Origin of the sequence: Paramagnetospirillum magneticum AMB-1 (genome assembly GCF_000009985.1) — a bacterium.
GTDB lineage: Bacteria > Pseudomonadota > Alphaproteobacteria > Rhodospirillales > Magnetospirillaceae > Phaeospirillum > Phaeospirillum magneticum.
The window spans coordinates 487,329-505,185 of the sequence record NC_007626.1 but is presented as its reverse complement, the minus strand read 5'-3'; the positions used below and the strand labels follow the sequence as shown (position 1 = coordinate 505,185).

General features: G+C 67.9%; 35 protein-coding genes. 3 read left to right on the top strand and 32 right to left on the bottom strand.

Features of this window, described 5'->3' with window-relative positions; genetic code table 11:
- The 11 genes from AMB_RS02435 to AMB_RS02390 all read right to left on the bottom strand — a co-directional run bounded on the left by AMB_RS02435 (position 1) and on the right by AMB_RS02390 (position 4,306).
- Positions 1-477 carry a DUF2460 domain-containing protein gene (locus AMB_RS02435; RefSeq protein ID WP_043743232.1) on the bottom strand — a complete coding sequence of 159 codons (477 nt, stop codon included), beginning with the start codon at positions 475-477 and terminating at the stop codon, positions 1-3.
- Positions 474-1,091, bottom strand: coding sequence for a DUF3486 family protein (locus AMB_RS02430; RefSeq protein WP_011382917.1), 618 nt, complete (start codon positions 1,089-1,091; stop codon positions 474-476). The genes AMB_RS02435 and AMB_RS02430 overlap by 4 nt, the downstream gene beginning before the upstream one ends.
- Before the next feature lie 3 nt (positions 1,092-1,094).
- Positions 1,095-1,421, bottom strand: coding sequence for a hypothetical protein (locus AMB_RS02425; protein ID WP_011382916.1), 327 nt, complete (start codon positions 1,419-1,421; stop codon positions 1,095-1,097).
- Positions 1,418-1,813, bottom strand: a complete 396-nt coding sequence (locus AMB_RS02420; RefSeq protein WP_011382915.1) for a hypothetical protein — start codon at positions 1,811-1,813, stop codon at positions 1,418-1,420. The genes AMB_RS02425 and AMB_RS02420 overlap by 4 nt, the downstream gene beginning before the upstream one ends.
- Before the next feature lie 27 nt (positions 1,814-1,840).
- The gene (locus AMB_RS02415; protein ID WP_011382914.1) at positions 1,841-2,065 is read right to left on the bottom strand and encodes a TraR/DksA C4-type zinc finger protein; all 225 of its coding nucleotides are present in this window, start codon (positions 2,063-2,065) and stop codon (positions 1,841-1,843) included.
- A complete protein-coding gene (locus tag AMB_RS02410) occupies positions 2,058-2,276 on the bottom strand; it encodes a hypothetical protein (RefSeq protein ID WP_011382913.1) in 219 nt (72 codons plus the stop codon). The genes AMB_RS02415 and AMB_RS02410 overlap by 8 nt, the downstream gene beginning before the upstream one ends.
- A gap of 7 nt (positions 2,277-2,283) precedes the next feature.
- A complete protein-coding gene (locus AMB_RS02405) occupies positions 2,284-2,682 on the bottom strand; it encodes a hypothetical protein (RefSeq protein WP_011382912.1) in 399 nt (132 codons plus the stop codon).
- Complete coding sequence (locus AMB_RS02400) at positions 2,675-3,223, bottom strand: hypothetical protein (RefSeq protein ID WP_011382911.1); 549 nt, start codon at positions 3,221-3,223, stop codon at positions 2,675-2,677. The genes AMB_RS02405 and AMB_RS02400 overlap by 8 nt, the downstream gene beginning before the upstream one ends.
- Entirely contained in the window at positions 3,220-3,372 is a 153-nt protein-coding gene (locus AMB_RS25540) for a hypothetical protein (RefSeq protein ID WP_011382910.1), read from the bottom strand. The genes AMB_RS02400 and AMB_RS25540 overlap by 4 nt, the downstream gene beginning before the upstream one ends.
- The gene (locus AMB_RS02395) at positions 3,369-3,821 is read right to left on the bottom strand and encodes a hypothetical protein (RefSeq protein WP_011382909.1); all 453 of its coding nucleotides are present in this window, start codon (positions 3,819-3,821) and stop codon (positions 3,369-3,371) included. The genes AMB_RS25540 and AMB_RS02395 overlap by 4 nt, the downstream gene beginning before the upstream one ends.
- Before the next feature lie 113 nt (positions 3,822-3,934).
- Positions 3,935-4,306 (bottom strand): hypothetical protein, encoded by a 372-nt coding sequence (locus AMB_RS02390; RefSeq protein ID WP_011382908.1) that lies wholly within the window; start codon positions 4,304-4,306, stop codon positions 3,935-3,937.
- A 77-nt stretch (positions 4,307-4,383) separates the two neighbouring features.
- On the opposite strand from AMB_RS02390, the gene AMB_RS02385 reads away from it, so the two are divergent.
- Entirely contained in the window at positions 4,384-4,722 is a 339-nt protein-coding gene (locus AMB_RS02385) for a zinc ribbon domain-containing protein (protein ID WP_148207263.1), read from the top strand.
- 11 nt (positions 4,723-4,733) lie between these two features.
- On the opposite strand, the gene AMB_RS23130 is transcribed toward AMB_RS02385, so the two are convergent.
- From AMB_RS23130 to AMB_RS25520, 21 genes are all read right to left on the bottom strand, one after another.
- On the bottom strand, positions 4,734-5,402 hold the full coding sequence (locus tag AMB_RS23130) for a regulatory protein GemA (protein WP_011382906.1): 669 nt from the start codon (positions 5,400-5,402) through the stop codon (positions 4,734-4,736).
- Positions 5,399-6,130: a class I SAM-dependent methyltransferase gene (locus AMB_RS02375; protein ID WP_011382905.1), complete on the bottom strand. Its 732-nt coding sequence runs from the start codon at positions 6,128-6,130 to the stop codon at positions 5,399-5,401. Before AMB_RS02375 ends, AMB_RS23130 begins: the two co-directional genes overlap by 4 nt.
- Complete coding sequence (locus tag AMB_RS02370) at positions 6,127-7,242, bottom strand: RNA-directed DNA polymerase (RefSeq protein ID WP_148207261.1); 1,116 nt, start codon at positions 7,240-7,242, stop codon at positions 6,127-6,129. The genes AMB_RS02375 and AMB_RS02370 overlap by 4 nt, the downstream gene beginning before the upstream one ends.
- Positions 7,239-7,412: a hypothetical protein gene (locus tag AMB_RS26245; protein ID WP_231848953.1), complete on the bottom strand. Its 174-nt coding sequence runs from the start codon at positions 7,410-7,412 to the stop codon at positions 7,239-7,241. The genes AMB_RS02370 and AMB_RS26245 overlap by 4 nt, the downstream gene beginning before the upstream one ends.
- A 105-nt stretch (positions 7,413-7,517) precedes the next feature.
- The gene (locus AMB_RS02365) at positions 7,518-7,874 is read right to left on the bottom strand and encodes a four helix bundle protein (RefSeq protein WP_011382903.1); all 357 of its coding nucleotides are present in this window, start codon (positions 7,872-7,874) and stop codon (positions 7,518-7,520) included.
- Between the two features lie 64 nt (positions 7,875-7,938).
- Positions 7,939-8,481, bottom strand: coding sequence for a DUF1566 domain-containing protein (locus tag AMB_RS02360; protein ID WP_011382902.1), 543 nt, complete (start codon positions 8,479-8,481; stop codon positions 7,939-7,941).
- Positions 8,482-8,546: 65 nt separating this feature from the next.
- Positions 8,547-9,080 (bottom strand): DUF1566 domain-containing protein, encoded by a 534-nt coding sequence (locus AMB_RS02355; RefSeq protein ID WP_011382901.1) that lies wholly within the window; start codon positions 9,078-9,080, stop codon positions 8,547-8,549.
- A gap of 1 nt (position 9,081) precedes the next feature.
- Complete coding sequence (locus tag AMB_RS02350; RefSeq protein ID WP_011382900.1) at positions 9,082-9,363, bottom strand: hypothetical protein; 282 nt, start codon at positions 9,361-9,363, stop codon at positions 9,082-9,084.
- Positions 9,364-9,367: 4 nt separating this feature from the next.
- Complete coding sequence (locus AMB_RS02345; RefSeq protein WP_011382899.1) at positions 9,368-9,715, bottom strand: hypothetical protein; 348 nt, start codon at positions 9,713-9,715, stop codon at positions 9,368-9,370.
- A complete protein-coding gene (locus AMB_RS02340) occupies positions 9,712-10,248 on the bottom strand; it encodes a host-nuclease inhibitor Gam family protein (RefSeq protein WP_011382898.1) in 537 nt (178 codons plus the stop codon). The genes AMB_RS02345 and AMB_RS02340 overlap by 4 nt, the downstream gene beginning before the upstream one ends.
- A gap of 14 nt (positions 10,249-10,262) precedes the next feature.
- Positions 10,263-10,388, bottom strand: a complete 126-nt coding sequence (locus tag AMB_RS26705) for a hypothetical protein (RefSeq protein ID WP_269446053.1) — start codon at positions 10,386-10,388, stop codon at positions 10,263-10,265.
- Positions 10,379-10,876, bottom strand: coding sequence for a helix-turn-helix domain-containing protein (locus tag AMB_RS25535; RefSeq protein WP_011382896.1), 498 nt, complete (start codon positions 10,874-10,876; stop codon positions 10,379-10,381). The genes AMB_RS26705 and AMB_RS25535 overlap by 10 nt, the downstream gene beginning before the upstream one ends.
- On the bottom strand, positions 10,873-11,214 hold the full coding sequence (locus tag AMB_RS25530) for a hypothetical protein (protein WP_011382895.1): 342 nt from the start codon (positions 11,212-11,214) through the stop codon (positions 10,873-10,875). The genes AMB_RS25535 and AMB_RS25530 overlap by 4 nt, the downstream gene beginning before the upstream one ends.
- Positions 11,211-11,480: a hypothetical protein gene (locus AMB_RS25525; RefSeq protein WP_011382894.1), complete on the bottom strand. Its 270-nt coding sequence runs from the start codon at positions 11,478-11,480 to the stop codon at positions 11,211-11,213. The genes AMB_RS25530 and AMB_RS25525 overlap by 4 nt, the downstream gene beginning before the upstream one ends.
- Positions 11,470-11,871, bottom strand: a complete 402-nt coding sequence (locus AMB_RS02320) for a hypothetical protein (RefSeq protein WP_011382893.1) — start codon at positions 11,869-11,871, stop codon at positions 11,470-11,472. Before AMB_RS02320 ends, AMB_RS25525 begins: the two co-directional genes overlap by 11 nt.
- Positions 11,861-12,505, bottom strand: a complete 645-nt coding sequence (locus tag AMB_RS02315) for a hypothetical protein (protein WP_011382892.1) — start codon at positions 12,503-12,505, stop codon at positions 11,861-11,863. Before AMB_RS02315 ends, AMB_RS02320 begins: the two co-directional genes overlap by 11 nt.
- Positions 12,505-13,248 carry an AAA family ATPase gene (locus tag AMB_RS02310; protein WP_011382891.1) on the bottom strand — a complete coding sequence of 248 codons (744 nt, stop codon included), beginning with the start codon at positions 13,246-13,248 and terminating at the stop codon, positions 12,505-12,507. The genes AMB_RS02315 and AMB_RS02310 overlap by 1 nt, the downstream gene beginning before the upstream one ends.
- A 67-nt stretch (positions 13,249-13,315) precedes the next feature.
- Positions 13,316-15,517 carry a Mu transposase C-terminal domain-containing protein gene (locus tag AMB_RS02305; RefSeq protein WP_011382890.1) on the bottom strand — a complete coding sequence of 734 codons (2,202 nt, stop codon included), beginning with the start codon at positions 15,515-15,517 and terminating at the stop codon, positions 13,316-13,318.
- Complete coding sequence (locus AMB_RS02300) at positions 15,510-16,190, bottom strand: hypothetical protein (RefSeq protein WP_011382889.1); 681 nt, start codon at positions 16,188-16,190, stop codon at positions 15,510-15,512. The genes AMB_RS02305 and AMB_RS02300 overlap by 8 nt, the downstream gene beginning before the upstream one ends.
- Positions 16,187-16,453, bottom strand: coding sequence for a helix-turn-helix domain-containing protein (locus AMB_RS02295; protein ID WP_011382888.1), 267 nt, complete (start codon positions 16,451-16,453; stop codon positions 16,187-16,189). Before AMB_RS02295 ends, AMB_RS02300 begins: the two co-directional genes overlap by 4 nt.
- Complete coding sequence (locus AMB_RS25520) at positions 16,450-16,773, bottom strand: helix-turn-helix domain-containing protein (protein WP_231848952.1); 324 nt, start codon at positions 16,771-16,773, stop codon at positions 16,450-16,452. The genes AMB_RS02295 and AMB_RS25520 overlap by 4 nt, the downstream gene beginning before the upstream one ends.
- Between AMB_RS25520 and AMB_RS26240 the strand changes: the two genes are divergently transcribed.
- Both AMB_RS26240 and AMB_RS24780 read left to right on the top strand, forming a co-directional pair.
- Positions 16,657-17,478 (top strand): helix-turn-helix domain-containing protein, encoded by an 822-nt coding sequence (locus AMB_RS26240; protein ID WP_231848951.1) that lies wholly within the window; start codon positions 16,657-16,659, stop codon positions 17,476-17,478. The genes AMB_RS25520 and AMB_RS26240 overlap by 117 nt on opposite strands.
- Positions 17,475-17,813, top strand: a complete 339-nt coding sequence (locus tag AMB_RS24780) for a hypothetical protein (RefSeq protein WP_011382886.1) — start codon at positions 17,475-17,477, stop codon at positions 17,811-17,813. The genes AMB_RS26240 and AMB_RS24780 overlap by 4 nt, the downstream gene beginning before the upstream one ends.
- The last annotated feature ends 44 nt before the right edge of the window (positions 17,814-17,857 follow it).

Below are 17,857 nucleotides of genomic sequence, written 5' to 3'. Positions count from 1 at the left end.
CTATTTCTCCGACAGGAAGGCGACCTTGTCGGCGCGGTAACAGGCGTGCATGAACTTGGCGAAGTCGAGCGTGTCCTCCTCGAAAAAGCACGGGAAGTAGTAGGAGAAGTCGGCCTCGATGGCGGCGCCGGCGGCGGGCGCGGCTGCGAAGGTCAGCTTGCCGGGGGTGTAGGAAACATCCGGGTTGTCCTCGGGCCGCCAGTCGTAGGTGACCTCGCTCTCGATACCCATCTGGTATGCCTGGGCGTGGAGCTTGATGCCGGCATCCATGGCCTCTTTGGCCTGGCGCTCGCCGCGCGACAGGATGACCCAGCGCGCCCGCTGGCCCTGCGCCCACGCCTCGAAGCAGTCGTCGACGATCTCCAGGGTGGTGGTGAACGTCTTGCCGGTCTGGCGGGCGAACATGCCGATCTTGAAGCGGGAGCGGTCCAGAAACCAATCCCGCTGGTACAGGTGAAGGGGGACAGCCGCCATCATTCGCCGACGATCCCGTACACTTCCTCGCGGATGCGCTTGAGCACCGCCGCGCGGTCGGGAACCTCGCCCAGGGCCTTGTCGGCTGCGGCCACAGCGGCGGCGGCGGCTTCCTTGCGGATCTGGGCGCGCAGATCCGCGTGCTTCTTCTTGGCTCCCTCTGTCTTCTCCAGCGTGATGGCCAACATCATCGCCGACTTCGGGTCGATGGTGACCGGCGGCCCGTCCTCGTCGCCCTCGGCCTCGGCAGCAGCCATGAAGATGTCATTGACCGCCGTATGGAGCATGGTGAAGTTGGCCTGTGCCACCTTGTCGTCGCTGGCGTCGCCGAACTCCCTGGCCAGCACCTCGGCCGCCATCCGGCTGCGGCGGACCTTCTCAGCCGCTTTTGAAACGCCCTTGAGATGGGCATGAAGGCCGGATCGGCCGGGGACCGCCTCGGGCGGGATCGCCGGGGCGGCGGCCAGTTCGGGAGGCAGCATGGACCGCTCGCCACGGGCCAGGGCGTTGAGGTGCGCCAGGATCTGGTCGAGGCTGTACTTCTGCTCAAACCACAGGTTCGCCAGCGCCTCGCGGAGGGGGGGTGGGAGCCGGTCGGCCTTGCTGGGCAGCGGCATGGCTTACCCCCGCTGCCAGCGGGAGCGCCACACACCGGGGACCGCCAGACGGCCGTGGGCAGCATCCTCGCCGCGAGAGGTGATGGAGATGTTGCGGATGGCCTTGGTCCCGTCGGGGGTCTCGATCCATTCCTCGGACACACAGCCGACGGAAATCAGATGCGTAATGTCGGACTGAATGTCCTCGCGCGAGGCCGTGGGATTGGCCTTCAGCGCGTGCTTCACCAGGATGCTTTCGTTGACGTAGCCGTCGGCCTCCACCAGCAGGCGCAGGATGAAGGTGCGGCGCGAGCCGATCAGATCGGCGCGGATATCGTCGCCGGCGGTCACTTGCGGCCTCCGTTCATGTGGTGCTCGACCAGGATGTTCAACGGACGCTCGACACGTTCCAGAACCTCCTTCAGGCCGTCGATGGTGGCGCCCAGGGCCTTGACCGACCCTTCCACCGCGCCGATACGGTCCTTGAGATCGGCAATGTCCTCGTGGTCGGGCAGGTGCTCCAGGTCGGCCAGGATGGCGGCGAACTGGCGCTCGCCGTCCACCAGGCGCTTGTCCAGTTCCTTGTGGTCCTCGTCGTGCTCCTCGAAGCGGGCGCGAAGATCGTCCTGACTCACCAGGGTGTGTCGGACCATCCAGATCAGCACGCCGCCGATGGTTCCCAGCAACGCGCCGACGATTTCGGCGACCTTCAACCCGATGTCGGTCCATTCCGGCAAATGCATCTATCGTTCCCCCGGCGCGTCCAGCGCCTATCGAATGGAATGCGGCGAAGCCGCGGTGATCTGCTGGGCGCAGAACGTGCAATGGTTGGTCCCCGGGACCGCAGCGCGGCGCTCGTCGGGGATGCGTTCGCCGCAGGAACGGCAGAAATAGGCACTTTCGCCCGTGGGCCGGGCGCGCGCCCGGAAGGCGGCCAGAGCCGCCTCCCGGTTCGCTTCCTCGCGTTCCTTGGCCAGGTCGGCGAGATCAGCCATGGCCCGAGACGGTGGCCGCGGCGGCGGTGTCGATCTGCGCGGCCAGCTTGGCCTCCAACTGGTGCAGGAAGGCCCAGTCGTCGGCGGTGGGGTCGTCGGCGGTGGCGATGACCGCCTTGCCCCGGTCGACCAGGTCGGCGACGTTTTCGCCGACGGACACCGCCAGCGGGATCAGGGTGAGCAGCTGCTCGATGAAGGACAGCGCGTTCATGCGGACCTCACTTGATGCCGTAGGTGTCGAGGATGGTCTTGACCGCCTGCACCGCGTTGACGGTGCCGGCCAGCGCCAGATCGGCGTCGGTCTGCGGATTGGCCCGCACGGTGGCCTCGGCCGCATCGAACGCTGCCAGGGCCGCCGTGGCGGCCTTGGACAGCTGGCCGACCACCTCGGGCTTGGCGCAGGGCGCCTTGGCCTGGCCATCGCTGGCGCAGGCCGGCAGGCGGGCATAGGCGGCGGCGGCGTTGAGCGGGCCGGCGTCGAACAGGGCGCGGGCTTCCCACACCGCCTGGGCCGAGGTCTTGGGCTTGGCCGCCTCGACCGCGTTGCGGGCGGTGTCGCAGGCGGAAAGGGTCAGCGCGGCAGCCAGCGAGGCGGCGATCAGGGCGACCTTACGCATGGGCCGCCTCCTGCAGCTGCTCGGGCTGGGAGCCACCGCCAATGCCACCACCGCCCTTGCCGCCACCACCGAGCGCGGTGGTGTCCGACTGGATGGCCGCCAGCGCCGCCGGCAGGGCGGACGAGACCGCCTGGTGGGCCTGGGCCAAGTTGCCCATGGCCTGGTCGTGAACCAGCTGGATGGTGGACAGGGCCTGGCTGATCTCGGTGGCCAGCGCCACCAGGTCGCCCGGCGGGCCAGTGATGGTGGCGGCGCCCTCGGCCGGCGCCGGGATGGGCGTCAGGTCGGCGACGGCGGTGGGTTCGGCGGTGCCGCCGGGCAGATTGGCGGCGATCAGCTGCGCCAGCTGCTGCACCTCGACCGGCATGGCGGTCTTGAAGGCCGGGGTGGTGGTGATGAAGCGCAGGACGATACCGCCCACCATCCACGCGCCGACCACCAGGCCGGCCCAATGCTGGACGGTGTCGGGGGAAACCTGCAGGCCGACGAGCGACACCACGCCCATCAGCACGTTGAAGATCACGGTGCGGTAGCCTTTCACGGGCGGCACTCCTGGTCGGGGTTGGGGCCGGCGCCAGGCCGGCGGGAGAAGCGGTTGAGAACGACGCGCACCGCCAACGCCATCAGCCCGCCGCCGATCATGACCAGCAGCGGGATGGAGGCGGCGAGCAGGTGGGAAGGTCCGGTCATGCCTTGGCCCCGATGGTCTTGGGGGCGAACTGGGCGAAGGCGGCGGCGACGCCTTCGACGATCACCGCATCCGGGTAGGGCTGGATGCCGTTCTCCATCTTGATGATGGCGCGGATCAGCTCTTCGGCGGTGTGGGGGGTGAACGGGATGGTGGCCAGCGGATCGACGCCCAGGCGGTCGGCTACGAACTTGGCGTAGTTCTTGGTGTCGTTCTCCACCGGCGGGGCGTATTCGGCGATCAGTGCCAGCACACTGCACTGGTGATCGCGGACGTAGTCGGTGTGCAGGTCGATGACGGCGGCGCGGATGCCGGCTTCGTCGCTGTTGAAGACGCAGAAGCCCTTGTTGTCCTGGCCGGTCAGACCCTTCCACTTGACGGCAGGGTTGAAGCGCAGGTTGCCGGGGTTGCGGTTCTTCAATCCCCTGGTGGGGCGCTGGATGTCGGGCACGGGTGCGCTCTCCGGTTGGTTGACCGGATCGACGCTAACTGGCGGGGAGAGTTACGTTCAGGATGAACTCGTTCATCCGCAGGCGTTCCCTGCTGCTGGACAGCCTCTCAGCTTCACAAATCGAATGCAAGCTGGTTGCTGGGCGCCTCGGGTTCGGGATCTTCCGCCAGAACCTTGTAGACGAACCTCACGGTGCATTGGAGCACGGCGGCGATCTCGCTATTGCTGCGCCCTTCGGCCTTCAGGGCACGGATGCGGACGCGCTTGCCGGCGTTGATGGGCACGGTGATGACGTTGCCGCCATGGCGGGCAGCCATGGCGTTGGCGGCCTCCATCCCGACCGCCGCCACTAAAGGGCTGTTCAACCCGGGTTGATGGGGGACGTAAATGTTGCGACCGCCCCGCATGACTGAAAGGTTGTCTGCATTGGCACGCCCCATGATGGCGACCAGGTCATCCCATGAGACCGCATCTTCGTCGTGCATGATCATCCTCTCGTCTGGCTCGACCACAACGCGGGCGGGTGGCAAACTGGACCGGCAATCAAAGGGGGATGTCGGTGATGGGTGTCGCTCTGATTTGGATCGTCTTCGCAGTGATCGTCGCGCTGATCGCCAGCAACAAAGGTCGAAGTGCAGGCGCCTGGCTCATCTATGGACTGCTCTTGTGGCCGGTCGCGCTTATCCATGTGGCGCTGGCGTCCAATCTCAAGGATGTCCAGGCGCAGCAGCGGCAAGCAGCCGAAGTCGCACATAGCAAGACCTGTCCGCGCTGCGCCGAGACCATCAAGGCGGCGGCCAGGGTCTGCCGCTTCTGCCAGTACGAGTTCAGCGAAGAGGAACTGCGCGAAACCGAGGACGACATGCCCATGCTGCCGCCCGGTTATCAGCCCAAGGTGTGAATGCGCCGAGGTCAATTCTTCCTCCCGGCCGCTGCCCGGCGCACCCACGTTCCGAGCTTTTCGGCGGCCTGGTCGAGCTGCTGCTCGGACAGCATCGTCACCGCGGTGGTGTGCGGCGAGATCCGGCCGGTGGTGAGCCAGTTGTCCAGCGCGGCCGTGTCGGCGATCCGCACGGCGCCCAGGGCGTGGAGCTTGGCCCACAGCGCATAGAGCAGCAGTTGCTTCGACACCGTCCCGTCACGGGACGGTGAGAATCCTTCCCGCACGCACCAATCCTTGAGCGCCTCGATCACCCGGTTCCCCTGGCTCATGTCGAGCCATTGCAGGGCGTCCTTGCCGGTCATCCGCTTGGCGAAGGCCGTGAGCGCCGATTCCGCCGGATCGCGGACGGCGCCCAGGTGGTAGAGCGCCAGCCACAGCGCCCGCATCTTCGCCGACTGGGGATCGGCCGCCATGGGGCGGTTGCCGGCCCGCTTGCGGGCGTGCGATGGCTTCCACAGGCCCCGGTCTTTGAGGTCGGAAAGGCATCTGGTGAAGTCCCGGGCCGTCATGGTGCTGGCCGAGTCCTTGCCGCAGATCCGCGACTGGATGGCCTTGCGCTCCTCGTCGCCCAGCTTGATCTCGCGGCAGGCCGCGAACCACGCTTTCCGGGCCTGTTGAACGTCCGTTGAAGGGGTCACAGCAAGCCTCCTTCGGCCTGGGCCGGATAGTCGCCGGGGCGCTCCAGCCGGGCGCGGGCATCGGGGGGAATCCAGAACAGGTGGGGGGCGATGATGCCCGTGTGTCCGTATTTGTCCCGCGCCCACTTCAGCACGGGAGGCCGCCAGACGATCCAGCAATAGGCGGTGGCGCTGCTGGCGGCGGGATCGAGGCGGCCCATGACCATGGGCACGCGGCCCGAGAACTGGGCGACGGCCGACGGGGGATGAGTCTTGAATAGGTCGTAGCGGTCAGCCGATTCGAGGAACGCGGTGCGCACCAGCATGGCGACGCCGTGGGTGGCGATCTCCAGGGCGCGCTCGACGAAGGCTTGGCCCACCGAGAACGGCGGGTTGGTGATGATGAAGTCCGGCCGCTCCACCGGCGGCGGGGCGGCGGCCAGGCCGCCAGCGCCGAGGAAATCGTAGACCGACGCGCCGATGCCGTAGTCAAACACGTCGCTGGCCACCACCTTGCCGAAGCGTTCGGCCAGCACGCGGGCCATGTGTCCCTCGCCGCAGGCCGGCTCCCAGGCCGTCAGCAGCTCCCAAGGCACCATACCCTCGCCTTGGCCGCCGGACCCGGCACGGATATTGACGTGTTCCAGCAGTGCCCGGGTCGCCCAGGGCGGCGTCGGAAAGTAGTCGAGCGCCCGCGGCGGCGAGCGGCGCTGGGACATGACGGCCGAACTGGTGTTCTGGATGGTCATTTTTTGGAGACCTTTCGTTTCACGACCACCTTGGTCAGTTCGCGGTCCACCCGGAAACCGCGCCGAACAGCGACACGGGCGACGGCGGCGATCTGCGCGCGGCTGCCGGAATGGCGGAACAGGCCGAGATAGGACGTGGCGCTGTCGGGCACCTCGGCCTTCGGCATGGTGGATATCCGCGCCAGGGCGACGCGGTGGGTCTTCGGCCGGGCGGAGCGCCGGTGCGGGCGGATGACGTGGCCGACGAAATCGACGCCCTTTTCGACCGGCGCCACGAAGGTCTTGCTCTCGGCCAGGTGCAGGCCGAGGCCGGACAGGTGGGCGCGGATCGCGTCGGCGGCGGCCAGCAGCACCTTGGGATCCTGGTGGACTATCACCATGTCGTCGACATAGCGGACGTAGCGCAGCTTCAGGCGGCGCTTGACCATCTGGTCGACGGGGTCGAGGTAGACGTTGGCGAAGAACTGGCTGCTGAGGTTCCCGATGGGCAGGCCGATGCCGGCCGGGGTCTGGAACAGGCTCTTGTGCGAAGGAACACGGGCCAGGGTGCCGGCGGCGTCCTGGACGATGGCGCCCTGGCGCACGTCCTGGAACACCAGGCGCCGGCACAGCTCCAGCATGGTGGGGTCGGCGATCCGGCGCGCCAGCATGGCGAACAGCACGTCGTGGCGGATCGAGCCGAAGAAGTTGGCGATGTCGGCTTTCAGGTAATAGGCCGGCTTGCTCCAGCCCTCGGTGACCGAGCGTAGGTGGCGCTCCAGGCGGTCGGCGGCGTAGAGGGTGCCGCGCCCCTTGATGCAGGCACAGCTGTCGGCGATGAAGGCCGGCTCGAACAGCGGATTGATGGCACGGTAGACTAGGTGGTGGACGATTCTGTCCCTGAACTGTGCAGCCCAAACCTCGCGGGGCTTCGGGCGCGTGATCGCAAACACGGTGGCCGGCGCCGGCCACCAGGTGCCGGCGCGCAGCTCGGTCAGCAATTGCATCAGGTTGGCCTCAAGCGCGACCTCGAAGGCCAGCGCCGAGCGCGTGGTGCGTTTATGCCGGCGGCACTCGTAATAGGCCTCGAAAAGTTGGGCCACGGTGATCTCGGATGGCTGCTGGATGATCATTTGCGGACGGCCCGGACCCGGGCGCTCCAGTCCTTGTTGTTGTTCTGGTTGCCGTTGTTGAAGTTCTGGACCCACGCCGAGCCGGATCTGTCGGGGGTGTACAGGCCGGGCCGGCGATTGCCGAAGGCATCGACGCCGGCCGAGCTGCGCCGGGACGCGCGGGGGAGCACCCGCCGTATCCACGATGGCGCCTGGAGCGACGACCAATTGCATCGACGCCGCCGCTACCCCGACCAAATGATGTGCGCAGGCCGGAAGGCCTTGACCTTCGAGCATCAGGCACGGCTCCTTGAGTACTTCAGCCATCCCGACGCCTGCTGACCGATGGCGTCGGTGAGTTCCACCGTGGCCCCATATGACGCCGAGGCGATCAGGTGCAGGTCCTTGGAGAGCCGCAGCAACAGCTTGAGCGTCTCCAGGTGTTCCCGCAGGTCTTCGAGCACCGAAGGGCGGCTGTCCGGGCCGGCGGAGTTGGCCCGGAAAATCCGAACCACCACCGCCTGTCCTTCCGCGAAGACCTCGCGCCCCAGTCCCTGGCGATAGCCGCGCGGGTACTGCTGCGTCAGCTTCGCGAGAAGCTGCAACAGCTCGTAGGCCGGGCGGTAGATCGCCAGTTCAGTGGTGCGCGCCATGCAAAATCTCCTCAGGCGTCAGCCGCCCTGGCCGCCGAAGCGGCCAGGGAAGAAGGGGTGAAGGTCAAAGGGGATATTTGCGGACGGCCCGGACCCGGGCGCTCCAGCCCTTGCCGTGGCCGTCCTGGTTGCCGTAGCCGAAGCGCTGGACCCACGCCGAGCCGGAACCCCACTCGGTGCTCGTCCAGTAGCAGTCGTCGATCTCGAACGCCTCGGAACCGCCCTCCTTGAACGCCTCGGCAGAGGTCTGCTCCGGGACGTGGTCGTTCTCCGGGGTCAGGTTGGCGCGCAACACCGTCATCTGATCCAGCGCCGGAAGGTGCCAGTCGTCGAATCCGCCGATCCGCAAGCTCCGGCAGAACTGAGCGGCCGGATGGGCGCCGTCGTTGATGGCCTCGGAGTTGGCCAGGCCGTCGATCAGCGAGCGGGCGTCGGTCTTGCCGCTCGGCCCCCATTCCAGGCTTTCGGCCTCGCCCTCGTCCTTGGGAGCGACGATCAGCGCCATCAGGGCGCCGTATTCCAGGTAGATGCCGGCGAAATAGCCACCGCCGAACGGGGCGCCGATGGCGGGAAGGGTGCCGGTGATGCTGGGGTCGATATGGGTCATCTCAATCTCCAAAGTTCAAGCGGTGGCCCCGGCCGCCCAAGCGGCCGGGGAAGAAGTGGTGAAGGTCAAAGGGGGCATTTGCGGACGGCCCGGACCCGGGCGCTCCAGTCCTTGCCGTAGCTGCCCTGGTAGCCGGTGTCGAAGAGCTGGACCCACGCCGAGCCGGAACCGAACTCGGTGCTCGTCCAGTACCAGTCCTGGGCGAACGCCTCGGCGCCGCCCTTCTTGAACGCCTCGGCGGTGGTCTGTTCGGGCACGTAGCCCTCGCCGGGCATCAGGTTTTCCGCCAAGAGCGCTGCCTCGTGCCGGCTGGGCAGATACCAGTCGGTGAAGCCGCCGATCTCCAGATCCCGGCAGAAGGCGGCAGCCGGGTGGTTGCCGTTCGCCATGGCGTTGGAGTTGGCCAGGCCGTCCCGCAGGGAGCGGGCACCCTTGGTGACGGTGTTGCGCGTCTTGAACTGGGCGGTGGTCTCGCCCTCCGCCTTCGGCGCGACGATCAGGGCGTAAAGCTTGCCGTCGAGCAGGAACTCGCCGGCGTAGAAGCCGCCGCCATAGGGCGTGCCGATGGTGTCGGGAACAGGGGTATCGATATGGGTCATGTCAGGCTCCAAGGTTTTGCTGGTGAAAGGTGTTCAGGGCCTCGACCATGTCGGGCCACTCCAGGCCGGCCGCGCTGGCGGCGGCCAAAATGCGCTTGAGGTCGGTCTTCGGATCGAAGGGATGGGTCGCCTCCTCGGCCAGGGCGCGCGGCGCCAGCTCGCGCCGCACGATGGCGGCGGCCTGCTGGAGTTGCTGGCCCACGCCGCTGGTGGTCCCGAGCACGCGGGCACCCACGCGGGCCGCGTTGTCGAGTGCCACCAGGGCGTCGAGCAGGCGGCCCATGGCCTCAGCCCTCCCCGTAGATCGGCATGGCCGCACCGGTGCCGGTGGTGACATGGGCGGCCGGGGACCGCTTCTTCCGGGCGCCGCAGATCTCGACGCCCTCGGTGTTGCGCTCCGCGAGCCAGTCGCAGAACGCGATCAGCTTCTCCACCGCGGCCATCTGGTTGGGAGCCTCGGGCACGCCCGGCACCAGCAACGTTTCGCCGTCATAGGCGTGGCGGGAGGTGCCGCACATCAGGTCGCGGAGCGCGTCCTCCCGCCCCTTGGCGATGGCCAGCGCCCCCTGGGGGACACGCGGGCCGAACTCGATCTGGCCGCTGGCATAGCAGTAGGCGAAGATGGTTGTGCTCATGGTGCCACCTCCTCCAGCTCGGTCTCGAACGGCTTGACGATGAAGTCCTCGCCGCCGCTGCCGATGGTGACGCCGGCGACGGTGGTGGCGACCTCGGGTTCGGCCAGCATGGCCTCCTTGTTGACCTCTTCCTTGACCCGCAGGAAGCGGGTCAGGCCCAGGCGCTTGAGCGCCTCCACCACCGTGTCGATGCCGCGGACGGTCACCTTGGGCGGCCGGGTGCGCCACGCGATCTCGCCGGCGGCGAAGCGGTGGAACTTGACCTTGCCGTCCCGGGTCAGGGCGTCGCGATTGGCCTCGGCGTAGGTGTGCAGGCCACGAGTCAGGGCCTCGATCTCGTCCTTGAACGGCTTGGCCTCGGCCTCGTGGCGCGCCTTCACGGCGGCCAGCTCGTCGTTCATGGCGGTCTCGATCAGGGTGCGCTCGCGCTGGGCGGCGCCCAGCTTGGCGACGAAGTCGTTGGCCTCCTCGGCGGTCTGCGGGACCGCGAAGGCGGCGGCGGCGACTTTCATGCGGGTTGCGGCTTTCGCCATGGGTGTTGGTCCTTTCAGCAGGTCTTGAAGGCGAGAAGAACGAGGGCTCCGGCCACGCGCAGAGGCGCGGTCGCCCAATGGAGGGCCGTGCGCACCAATCGGCGGGCGCGGCGGAAGGAATGGCGGGCGGTCATCCGCATGGCATGGCCTCTTCGGATTGCAGGGAAGAACCGCCAAGCAGGGCCTGCGCGAGCGGGGCGAAGGCCCGCATCGCCGCCTCGGGATCGGTGCGGGCCAGGGTCAGGGCGGCCACCTCGAAGGCGTCGGCGACGCACACCGCCATGCGTTCGGCGGCGAGCTGGTCGGCGCCGATCTGCGCGGTCACCTGCTGGACGATGGACAGGCGTAGGCCGTCCACCAGCTCGGCAAAGGCGGGGTCGTTGCCGCGCATCTCCTCGATCTTGCGCACGCCGTGGATGACGGTGGTGTGGTCGCGGTTGCCGAAGGCGCGGCCGATCTGCGGCATGGACAGCGATGGCATGATCCGGGCGACGATCCACATGGCGACCTGGCGCGGGCGGGCCAGCTTCTTGGCCCTCTGGCTGGAGGTCATCATCCGGGGATCGATGCCAAACGCCTTGGCCACCTGGTGCTGGACGAAGGCGATGCTGAGGCGGGGCGTGCTCATGCCGCCCTCCCTTCCGCCTGGGTCAAGGCCAGGGTGCTGGCGACCAGGCCGACCGCGAGCATCTGCACCAGGGCGGTAGCCGATCCGTGGTCGGGAATGCCGGCGATCACCTTTTCGGCGGCGTGCAGCGCCTCGCCGCCGGTGATCGGGCCGGCGACCACCTGGGTCATCCGGCCATCGGCGCTGACCTCGACCACCCAATGGCGTTCGGCGGTGTCGATCAGCACCACCCGCGACCGCCCCGGCAGCCCCAGGGCGCCGACGGCGGTGGCGGCGATCTCGTCGCGGCCGTCGCGGAAGCGGAACACGGTCTCCGCGGTGAAGGGGAGCGCCGTCATGCCGCGTCTCCCCCGCCGATAGGGCGCGGGCCGACCCGGACGCCCTTGCGGGCCAGCACGGTGGCGATCTGCACCACGTTCTCGGGCAAGTCGTCGCCGGCCTTGGCCAGATCGGACACCGCCGACTGCTCCAACTGGCGGGCGTCATAGGCGAAGGCGGCCAGCATGGCGCAGATGGTGTCCACCCCCTGCGGCTCCAGGACCAAACCCTCGCCCCTGTAGATGACCAGGCGCTCGCGCAGCGCCTCGATTTTGTTACTGAGCATTGCCACCTCCGATGCGGGAGTTGGGGCACCCGGCGCGGCAGGCCCGATAGAAGGCGATGCGCTGCGGATTGTGGGGCGCCCAGGGCGCCCTCTGGTGGACAAGGCAGGCATCGCAGGCCAGCTCGCCCACCACCGGGCAGTTCACGGTCTCGGCCATCAGCGCACCCTTCACCGCCTGTTCAACGGCGCCGAGATCGCCGGTGTAACGGGCGTTCAAGACGTAGGAGAGGGTCGCGGGCGAGTACCCGACGCGGGCCGCCACCTTCTTCTGGCTGGCCTCGTCGCAGGCCCTGGCCAGGGCTTCGATCCAGGCCGGCATGTCGTCGCCCCAGGCCAAGCGGGCGCGCCCCAGTGCGGTCGCCGGGGCGGTGGTCTTGACGTCAACCGTCATGGCGCACCTCCTCGATCCACACCACCCGGCGCAGGTTGGGGTCGAACACGCTGTTCACCCGCTGCACCATGGGCGGCTTGGGGCCGGTGTTCTTCGCGCGGTTGAAGCGGTAGCGGGTGGGCACGCCCCCCGCCTTTCCGGCGCCGACCACGCCCTTTCCGACGGTGACCACCGCCAGGTATCCGGCCTTGGCCAAGTTGGCGCAGTAATCCTTGGCGGCCTCCTCGGCCACCGGGGTTTCGGCGGTCGCGGCGGCGATGGCCAGATCCCGCCAGCTGAAGTCGCCGCGGATCATCTTCATGGTCCGCCACATCTGTTCCTGGGCGGCCCCCTGGGTCACCGGCTTGCCGTCGCGGGTCACCCGCGGCGCCTCGACGCCAACGTCACGGACCAGTTGGTAGACCTTGGTCGCGCCGTCGGCGAAGTTGGGGCGGTCCAGCGCCACGATGTAGCCGGCCGCCTCCAGGCCGCGCAGGTAGCTGCGGACAGTGTCGCGGTGGATGTCGGTGGCGGCGACCAGGCCGGGCAGCGTGAAGGACTCGCGGGCGGCGCGGATCGCTTCCCAGATGCCCTGGCGCCCCTGCGGCTTGCCGCCGGCCGCCACTAGGTGGACGGGCTTGCGACCCGGGTGCATCAGAAAGTCCTCCGGGCCGGCGGGTTGCCGGTGAAGAACACCCCGCCCAGGCGCTCCCAGGCGGCCAGGTCCATCTCGTGCAGGTCGGCGCCGATGGCGGCCTCGTGGACGCGGGCGAGGTTCACGCAGATGCGGCGCACCGACCCGGCTGAATCGTCATGCAGCTTGGCCACCAGATCGTCGGCGACCGCGACGCCGCGGCAGTAGAGCCGCGCCAGGTGCTTGGTGTCGGCGATGGTGCCCGGCTCGGCGCCGATCCAGTCGAACATGCGGCCATGGACGCGCTCGATGGACTTCAGCTTGTGCGGCAGCAACTCCTCGCCGATCAGCACGATGGTGCCGTGGCTGCACTCGTAGATGTCCTTGACCGTGTTGATCAGGCCCTTGTCCACCAGGTGGTCGGCCTCGTCGATGATCAGCGGCCGGCCGGACAGGGCCAACTGCTCGCCGATCTGCTCGACCATCTCGGGGATGGTCTTGGCCGGCTGGATGCCCATGTCCTTGAGGATCGAGACGCACAGGTGCTTCCTGGTCCAAACCGACTTCACCTCGACGTGGTAGGCGCGGTGGCGGTTGGCGGCGTACATCGCCGCGAAGCTCTTGCCGTAGCCCGAGGGGCCGAAGTAGCAGCCGAAGCCCGGCAGGTTCTCGGCGCGGCCGAGGATGCGCTCGATCAGTTCGTCGAGCATGGCGACATTGCGCAGCGGCGCAATGGTGTTGACGGGGGAAACATCAATCGTCATCTTGAACCTCGCTATAGGGTTTCCTGATCAGCGGCGGTCACCGGCCAGGGTGGCCGCCGTTTTCCGTTCAGACCGCCAGTGCGGCCTCCAATCCGTGCTCCTGCATGATCCGCATCCGCGACCGGTAGACCGGCCCGGCGCGGAAGTTGTCGAGCCAGCGCCGATCCGCCGCCGCCACCGCCTCGCCGGCCGCCAGACGGCGCTCCAACTCGACGGCACGGGAGAACTGCGCGGTCTTGGTGTTCAACTGCACCACCTCCGCCGACGCCGGGGCGGCCAGTTCGGCCTCCAGCTGGGCGATGCGCGCCTGCTGGGCCGCAGACACCGGGGTGGGCGCGGGGGCTTTTCCGTGCCGGGCGGCCTTGCCGGCCTGGGTCAGGGCGGGGGTGCTGTGCACGGTCTTGGCGTGGGGCAGGCGGGCCAGCTTGCCAGCGGCCTCGGCCCGCTCGATGCGGATCTCGCGGACGATGTCCTTGGTGCCGGCGGCCTTCGCGGCAGCCTTGAGCGCCGCCTTCTCCTCGGCGACCACCTTCTTCTGGTGGGCCTTGCGGGCGCTGGCCAGCTCCTTGCGGCTGATGCCGGTGCGCTCGGGGCATTCGGCGGTGCAGACGTAATCGCCGTCCTCGTCGAAGACGTAGATCCGGCCGATATCGGCCTCGTCCAGCAGCACCTTGACCCGGCTGCCTTCCAGGCCGCCCAGCGCGGGAGCCTCGAACAGGGCGTTGTCGATGCGCAGGCCCTTCTTGGTGATTGTGCGGAAGCCACCATCCCCGGGGGCCTCGGCCAGCAGCACGTCGAGCGCCCGCTCGTCGCTGATGGTGGGGACCGGGCCGGTCCACGAGGCAGCCATCTCGAACGGCGACTTGCCCTTGAGGCTGGAGTGGGGCTCGATGCCGTAGACGTTCTCGGTCCACTCGTCGCAGAACTGTTGCAGCTCGTCGGGCGTCATGCGCAGCTCGACCGTCTCGCCCTGGCGCATCAGCCGCTGGGCGAAGCTGCGCCGGGCCTCGATGTCCTTGCGCTCGGCCACGCTGTGGCCGATGTAGCCGGCGCACAGCTCGACCAGGTCGTGGCTGAAGGTGCCCAGGCCGCGCTCGATGAACGGCTTGTGTTCGGGGGTGAAGGGCGGCGCCACGTCGTGATCGACGCCCAGGCCGGCGAACACCCGCTTGATGTGGCGGCTGACATAGTCCGACCCGTTGTCGGTGCCGGCTTGTTCCAGGACGCCCCAGTCCAACAGCGCCCGCCGCAGCACCGCCGCCACCGCGGCGGCCGAGCTGGAGCGGCTGACCAGCAACTTCATCCGGCGGGTGAACACGTCGATCACGCCGACGATGACGTGGCGCTGACCGTCGGCCAGCATCAGGTCGGCCTTGGTGCTGTCCAGCTCCCAACGCTGGTTGATCCGCACGATGTGGGCGTCGGCGTCGCCGCCGGCGGCCTGGAACTTCGAGCGCCAGGAATCGGGGTTGACCACCGCCGTGTAGACCTGCTCGTTCTCCTCCTTCCAGGTCTTCAACCAGCGTTGAACGGACCTGAGGTCGGGGATCTCGTCGGCGTCGAAGCGGGCGCGCAGGCCCTTCATCACCAAGCCGGCGCCGGCATGCGGGTGGTCGACCAGCATGCCCAGCAGGAACTGCTTCATGGCCGGATTGCTGTCGATCTTGCCGGCGCCCTTGCGATGCTGACCGTATTTGGCGGCCAGGCCGGACAGGCCGTGGCGGTCAAGCTCGCGCCGCCAGTTCTCGATGGACCCCCGGCAGCAATTGGACACCTCGTCGCGCACCCAATCCTCGACCGGGATGCGCCCGGCCGAGTACTCGGTGGCGAAGATCTCGGTGCCGCGCTTGGCCGGCAGGCCGAGGCGGCGCACGAACGCCGCGCAGGCGTCGATCACCGCGGCCTTTGCCTCGGCCTCGCGCTGTTGGGCGGGCGACAGGCGCATGAACTCGGCCAGCCCGGCGGTCCTGGCCGCCAGCTTCGACCGCGCGTCCATGGTCTCCTGCAAGACCGCCCGCATCCCCTCGGCGCGGCCGGCCTGCACCGCCTCGGCCAGCTCGTGGCGCGAGATCAGCAGGCGGGCCTCCACCGGCAGGGCGGTGATGTGGTACTCGACCCCACCGCCGCTCTTGGTGCGGGGACGGCAAGGCCAGTTGCTGGCCTTCGCGTGGTCGCTGAGACGCCGGCCGCTCAGGGGCATCATGTCGGGATCGACGCCGGCCGCCTTGGCGGCCTCAGCCCATTCCCCCGCGCTGCGCCAGTCATCCATGGCGCGCCTCCTGGAACAGGGGGGCGCTGTCGATCAAGCGGCGCTGTTCGGCCTTGGCGAAGCGGATGAACAGGGCCAAGCGGTCGAGGCGGGAGCGAATCAACTCGGCGCTCTCGGCCACCGCGCAGCCCGAGGCTTCCGCCAGGCCATGCAGCAGGATCGAATTGCCGAGCGACACGCAGATCGCCGGCACCAGGTCGGCCGGCAGGCGGTGCGGTCGCCCGGCCCCGGTCCAAGAATCGATCATCGCCTTGGTCACCGTCCGCCCGGCGTGGAAGCTGATCGCTTCCGCCAGGGCCTCGCGGTCGGAGTACGGGCCGGCTTTGATGGCGTCGTTGAGCAACCGGCGCAGGCGCTGATCCAGGTCGAGCGCCCCGGCTTCGCGTCGGGGTTCCTGCGTCGGGGGCAGTTCGACCGCCGCCTCCAGCAGCTGCATGAAATCGAATTGACGGGGATCGGCTGCACGGCGCCGGCCCTTTTGGGCTCTGGTCATTGGTGCCTCCAGGAGGTTGTCGTTGACAGCTCCCAAAAAGAAGCCGGACGCGACGATTTGCGCGCTGTCGCGTCCGGCCTTGAGTTTGGGAGGCGCGGCAATGCCCTGCCGCAGCCGGCCAGCAGGCCGGCGGGTTTTCCCTCCGGGGAGGGAAAGGGTATGGGCGAGAGCGGCGATCACGCCGCCCTCCCCGAAGCCGGTTGCGCCATATCTGGCGCAATGTTCACGCCCACCAGGGAGGCCCACTGGAACAGCCGCATGGCCGGCGGATCGATCTCGCCGCTCTCCCACCGCTGGAATGTGCAACGGCCGACGCCCAGTTGATCGGCCAGGACTTCCTGGCTGATCCGCAGGGCGGCACGACGGCGCGTCAGCAGGGCCGCCAGCGCCACGTATGAGGCTTTCCAGTTGCACGTCGCGGTGGAAATTGGCGCGGTGTTCATGCTGCGCGCCCTTCTTCGACATTGCGCCCGAATTGACGCGTGATACGCTGCTGTTCACGGGTCCAGCTCAGTCGGTTCCCCTGCTCGTCAAATCGCTCAGGGAACAGCTGCTGGGCCGTCAGGCCGATGGCTTCGGCGATGACTGCCTCCAAATGCGAGGAGGAGGCGATCAGCGCGTGGCTCATAGCCTGCTGGGAAACCCCGTGTTCCGCCGCAAGGCGGCGCAACGAGGTGCCCCGGAGGCGAAGTTCGCCCAGTATCCACACCCGCCGCCTGGCGGGTTCTTTTGGGACTTGGTTGCTTGTAGGTACGGTGGACATGACAAGGGATATAACACGCACAAAATGGCGCATCAAGCGCAAAGCAGCGCGTCCAACCTATGGGCGCACGCACGTTTCGGCCTTTTTTGGCACCGTTTTGTTTTTCAACGGTTTTTCAGGAAAATTGGGGCCGCTCCCAGCTTGGACGTTGGCGTCCAACCTGGACTACGCAGGTTGGACGCCATGACTGTCGGGCAGAGACTTGAGCAGGTTCGAGCTTCAATGGGACTGACCCAGGCCGAAATTGCCGCTCAATCTGGCGTGCCACTTCGTACCTACAGCAGCTATGCGACAGGCAAGCGGCAGCCTTCAAATGATTTGCTCGAATGGATCGCCCGAAGGGGTTACAGCATCAATTGGCTCCTGACGGGGAGCGGCGCGATGCAGACCGGAGAGTCGATCATTGACCCAACCTGCGGCTCTGGGGCTTTTTTGCTCAATGCGTTCGCGGTTCTTGACGCCGAGTTGAACGGCCGGATCAACGAAGTCGTCACCACGGTCTACGCCGAGTGCGGCGCCAAGATTGGCCCACGCGACATGGGCCGGGTCACCGCGGAGATCTACAACGAGATCGCCGCTGCTGGCTTGGAGAGTTGGGAAGAGAAGATGGGCGCTTTGCGCCTCGCCGCCGGCCAGTTACGGCGCCGTTTGCTAGCTGCGCCGTCACCGAATCCTACGTCCGACGAAGGTAAACGCTTGGCGTGAAGGTCGTTTGGACTGCCCCAGCCGACATTGCACCTGATGCGCGCCGTCGCGTCAATCGTATGCACCTGCTGCGGATGATCGAGGGCGGTGGTGGCCGCGCCGAATTTCCGGGCCAGAACTATGTGTCGCGCCCGGTCGGTTTAAGTGTCGCGGTCACCACACCGTCCAACGACAACGATTGGCCCGTCGCCTGCGCCGCGAACGGCGAATTTCCTTGGTTTCATCCGGCCACATCCGGCCTCATCCGGGATTGTCCGGGGTCCGGCAGTGTCCTAACCCTAACTGTCGTGTCACATATCCGCCTTGATCAAGCCGTCTGTTCCTGCCATCAGTGATACGACATTAGCCGATGATAATCTTCGCCGCCGCCTGGGCGAAG

What these genes read in the sequence shown, in the direction of transcription:
- AMB_RS02435 (WP_043743232.1), bottom strand. Translation starts at nt 477, where the DNA reads ATGATGGCGGCTGTCCCCCTTCACCTGTACCAGCGGGATTGGTTTCTG.
- AMB_RS02430 (WP_011382917.1), bottom strand. Translation starts at nt 1,091, where the DNA reads ATGCCGCTGCCCAGCAAGGCCGACCGGCTCCCACCCCCCCTCCGCGAG.
- AMB_RS02420 (WP_011382915.1), bottom strand. Translation starts at nt 1,813, where the DNA reads ATGCATTTGCCGGAATGGACCGACATCGGGTTGAAGGTCGCCGAAATC.
- AMB_RS02415 (WP_011382914.1), bottom strand. Translation starts at nt 2,065, where the DNA reads ATGGCTGATCTCGCCGACCTGGCCAAGGAACGCGAGGAAGCGAACCGG.
- AMB_RS02410 (WP_011382913.1), bottom strand. Translation starts at nt 2,276, where the DNA reads ATGAACGCGCTGTCCTTCATCGAGCAGCTGCTCACCCTGATCCCGCTG.
- AMB_RS02405 (WP_011382912.1), bottom strand. Translation starts at nt 2,682, where the DNA reads ATGCGTAAGGTCGCCCTGATCGCCGCCTCGCTGGCTGCCGCGCTGACC.
- AMB_RS25540 (WP_011382910.1), bottom strand. Translation starts at nt 3,372, where the DNA reads ATGACCGGACCTTCCCACCTGCTCGCCGCCTCCATCCCGCTGCTGGTC.
- AMB_RS02390 (WP_011382908.1), bottom strand. Translation starts at nt 4,306, where the DNA reads ATGCACGACGAAGATGCGGTCTCATGGGATGACCTGGTCGCCATCATG.
- AMB_RS02385 (WP_148207263.1), top strand. Translation starts at nt 4,384, where the DNA reads ATGGGTGTCGCTCTGATTTGGATCGTCTTCGCAGTGATCGTCGCGCTG.
- AMB_RS02375 (WP_011382905.1), bottom strand. Translation starts at nt 6,130, where the DNA reads ATGACCATCCAGAACACCAGTTCGGCCGTCATGTCCCAGCGCCGCTCG.
- AMB_RS02370 (WP_148207261.1), bottom strand. Translation starts at nt 7,242, where the DNA reads ATGATCATCCAGCAGCCATCCGAGATCACCGTGGCCCAACTTTTCGAG.
- AMB_RS02365 (WP_011382903.1), bottom strand. Translation starts at nt 7,874, where the DNA reads ATGGCGCGCACCACTGAACTGGCGATCTACCGCCCGGCCTACGAGCTG.
- AMB_RS02360 (WP_011382902.1), bottom strand. Translation starts at nt 8,481, where the DNA reads ATGACCCATATCGACCCCAGCATCACCGGCACCCTTCCCGCCATCGGC.
- AMB_RS02355 (WP_011382901.1), bottom strand. Translation starts at nt 9,080, where the DNA reads ATGACCCATATCGATACCCCTGTTCCCGACACCATCGGCACGCCCTAT.
- AMB_RS02350 (WP_011382900.1), bottom strand. Translation starts at nt 9,363, where the DNA reads ATGGGCCGCCTGCTCGACGCCCTGGTGGCACTCGACAACGCGGCCCGC.
- AMB_RS02345 (WP_011382899.1), bottom strand. Translation starts at nt 9,715, where the DNA reads ATGAGCACAACCATCTTCGCCTACTGCTATGCCAGCGGCCAGATCGAG.
- AMB_RS02340 (WP_011382898.1), bottom strand. Translation starts at nt 10,248, where the DNA reads ATGGCGAAAGCCGCAACCCGCATGAAAGTCGCCGCCGCCGCCTTCGCG.
- AMB_RS26705 (WP_269446053.1), bottom strand. Translation starts at nt 10,388, where the DNA reads ATGCGGATGACCGCCCGCCATTCCTTCCGCCGCGCCCGCCGATTGGTG.
- AMB_RS25535 (WP_011382896.1), bottom strand. Translation starts at nt 10,876, where the DNA reads ATGAGCACGCCCCGCCTCAGCATCGCCTTCGTCCAGCACCAGGTGGCC.
- AMB_RS25530 (WP_011382895.1), bottom strand. Translation starts at nt 11,214, where the DNA reads ATGACGGCGCTCCCCTTCACCGCGGAGACCGTGTTCCGCTTCCGCGAC.
- AMB_RS25525 (WP_011382894.1), bottom strand. Translation starts at nt 11,480, where the DNA reads ATGCTCAGTAACAAAATCGAGGCGCTGCGCGAGCGCCTGGTCATCTAC.
- AMB_RS02320 (WP_011382893.1), bottom strand. Translation starts at nt 11,871, where the DNA reads ATGACGGTTGACGTCAAGACCACCGCCCCGGCGACCGCACTGGGGCGC.
- AMB_RS02315 (WP_011382892.1), bottom strand. Translation starts at nt 12,505, where the DNA reads ATGCACCCGGGTCGCAAGCCCGTCCACCTAGTGGCGGCCGGCGGCAAG.
- AMB_RS02310 (WP_011382891.1), bottom strand. Translation starts at nt 13,248, where the DNA reads ATGACGATTGATGTTTCCCCCGTCAACACCATTGCGCCGCTGCGCAAT.
- AMB_RS02305 (WP_011382890.1), bottom strand. Translation starts at nt 15,517, where the DNA reads ATGGATGACTGGCGCAGCGCGGGGGAATGGGCTGAGGCCGCCAAGGCG.
- AMB_RS02295 (WP_011382888.1), bottom strand. Translation starts at nt 16,453, where the DNA reads ATGAACACCGCGCCAATTTCCACCGCGACGTGCAACTGGAAAGCCTCA.
- AMB_RS25520 (WP_231848952.1), bottom strand. Translation starts at nt 16,773, where the DNA reads ATGTCCACCGTACCTACAAGCAACCAAGTCCCAAAAGAACCCGCCAGG.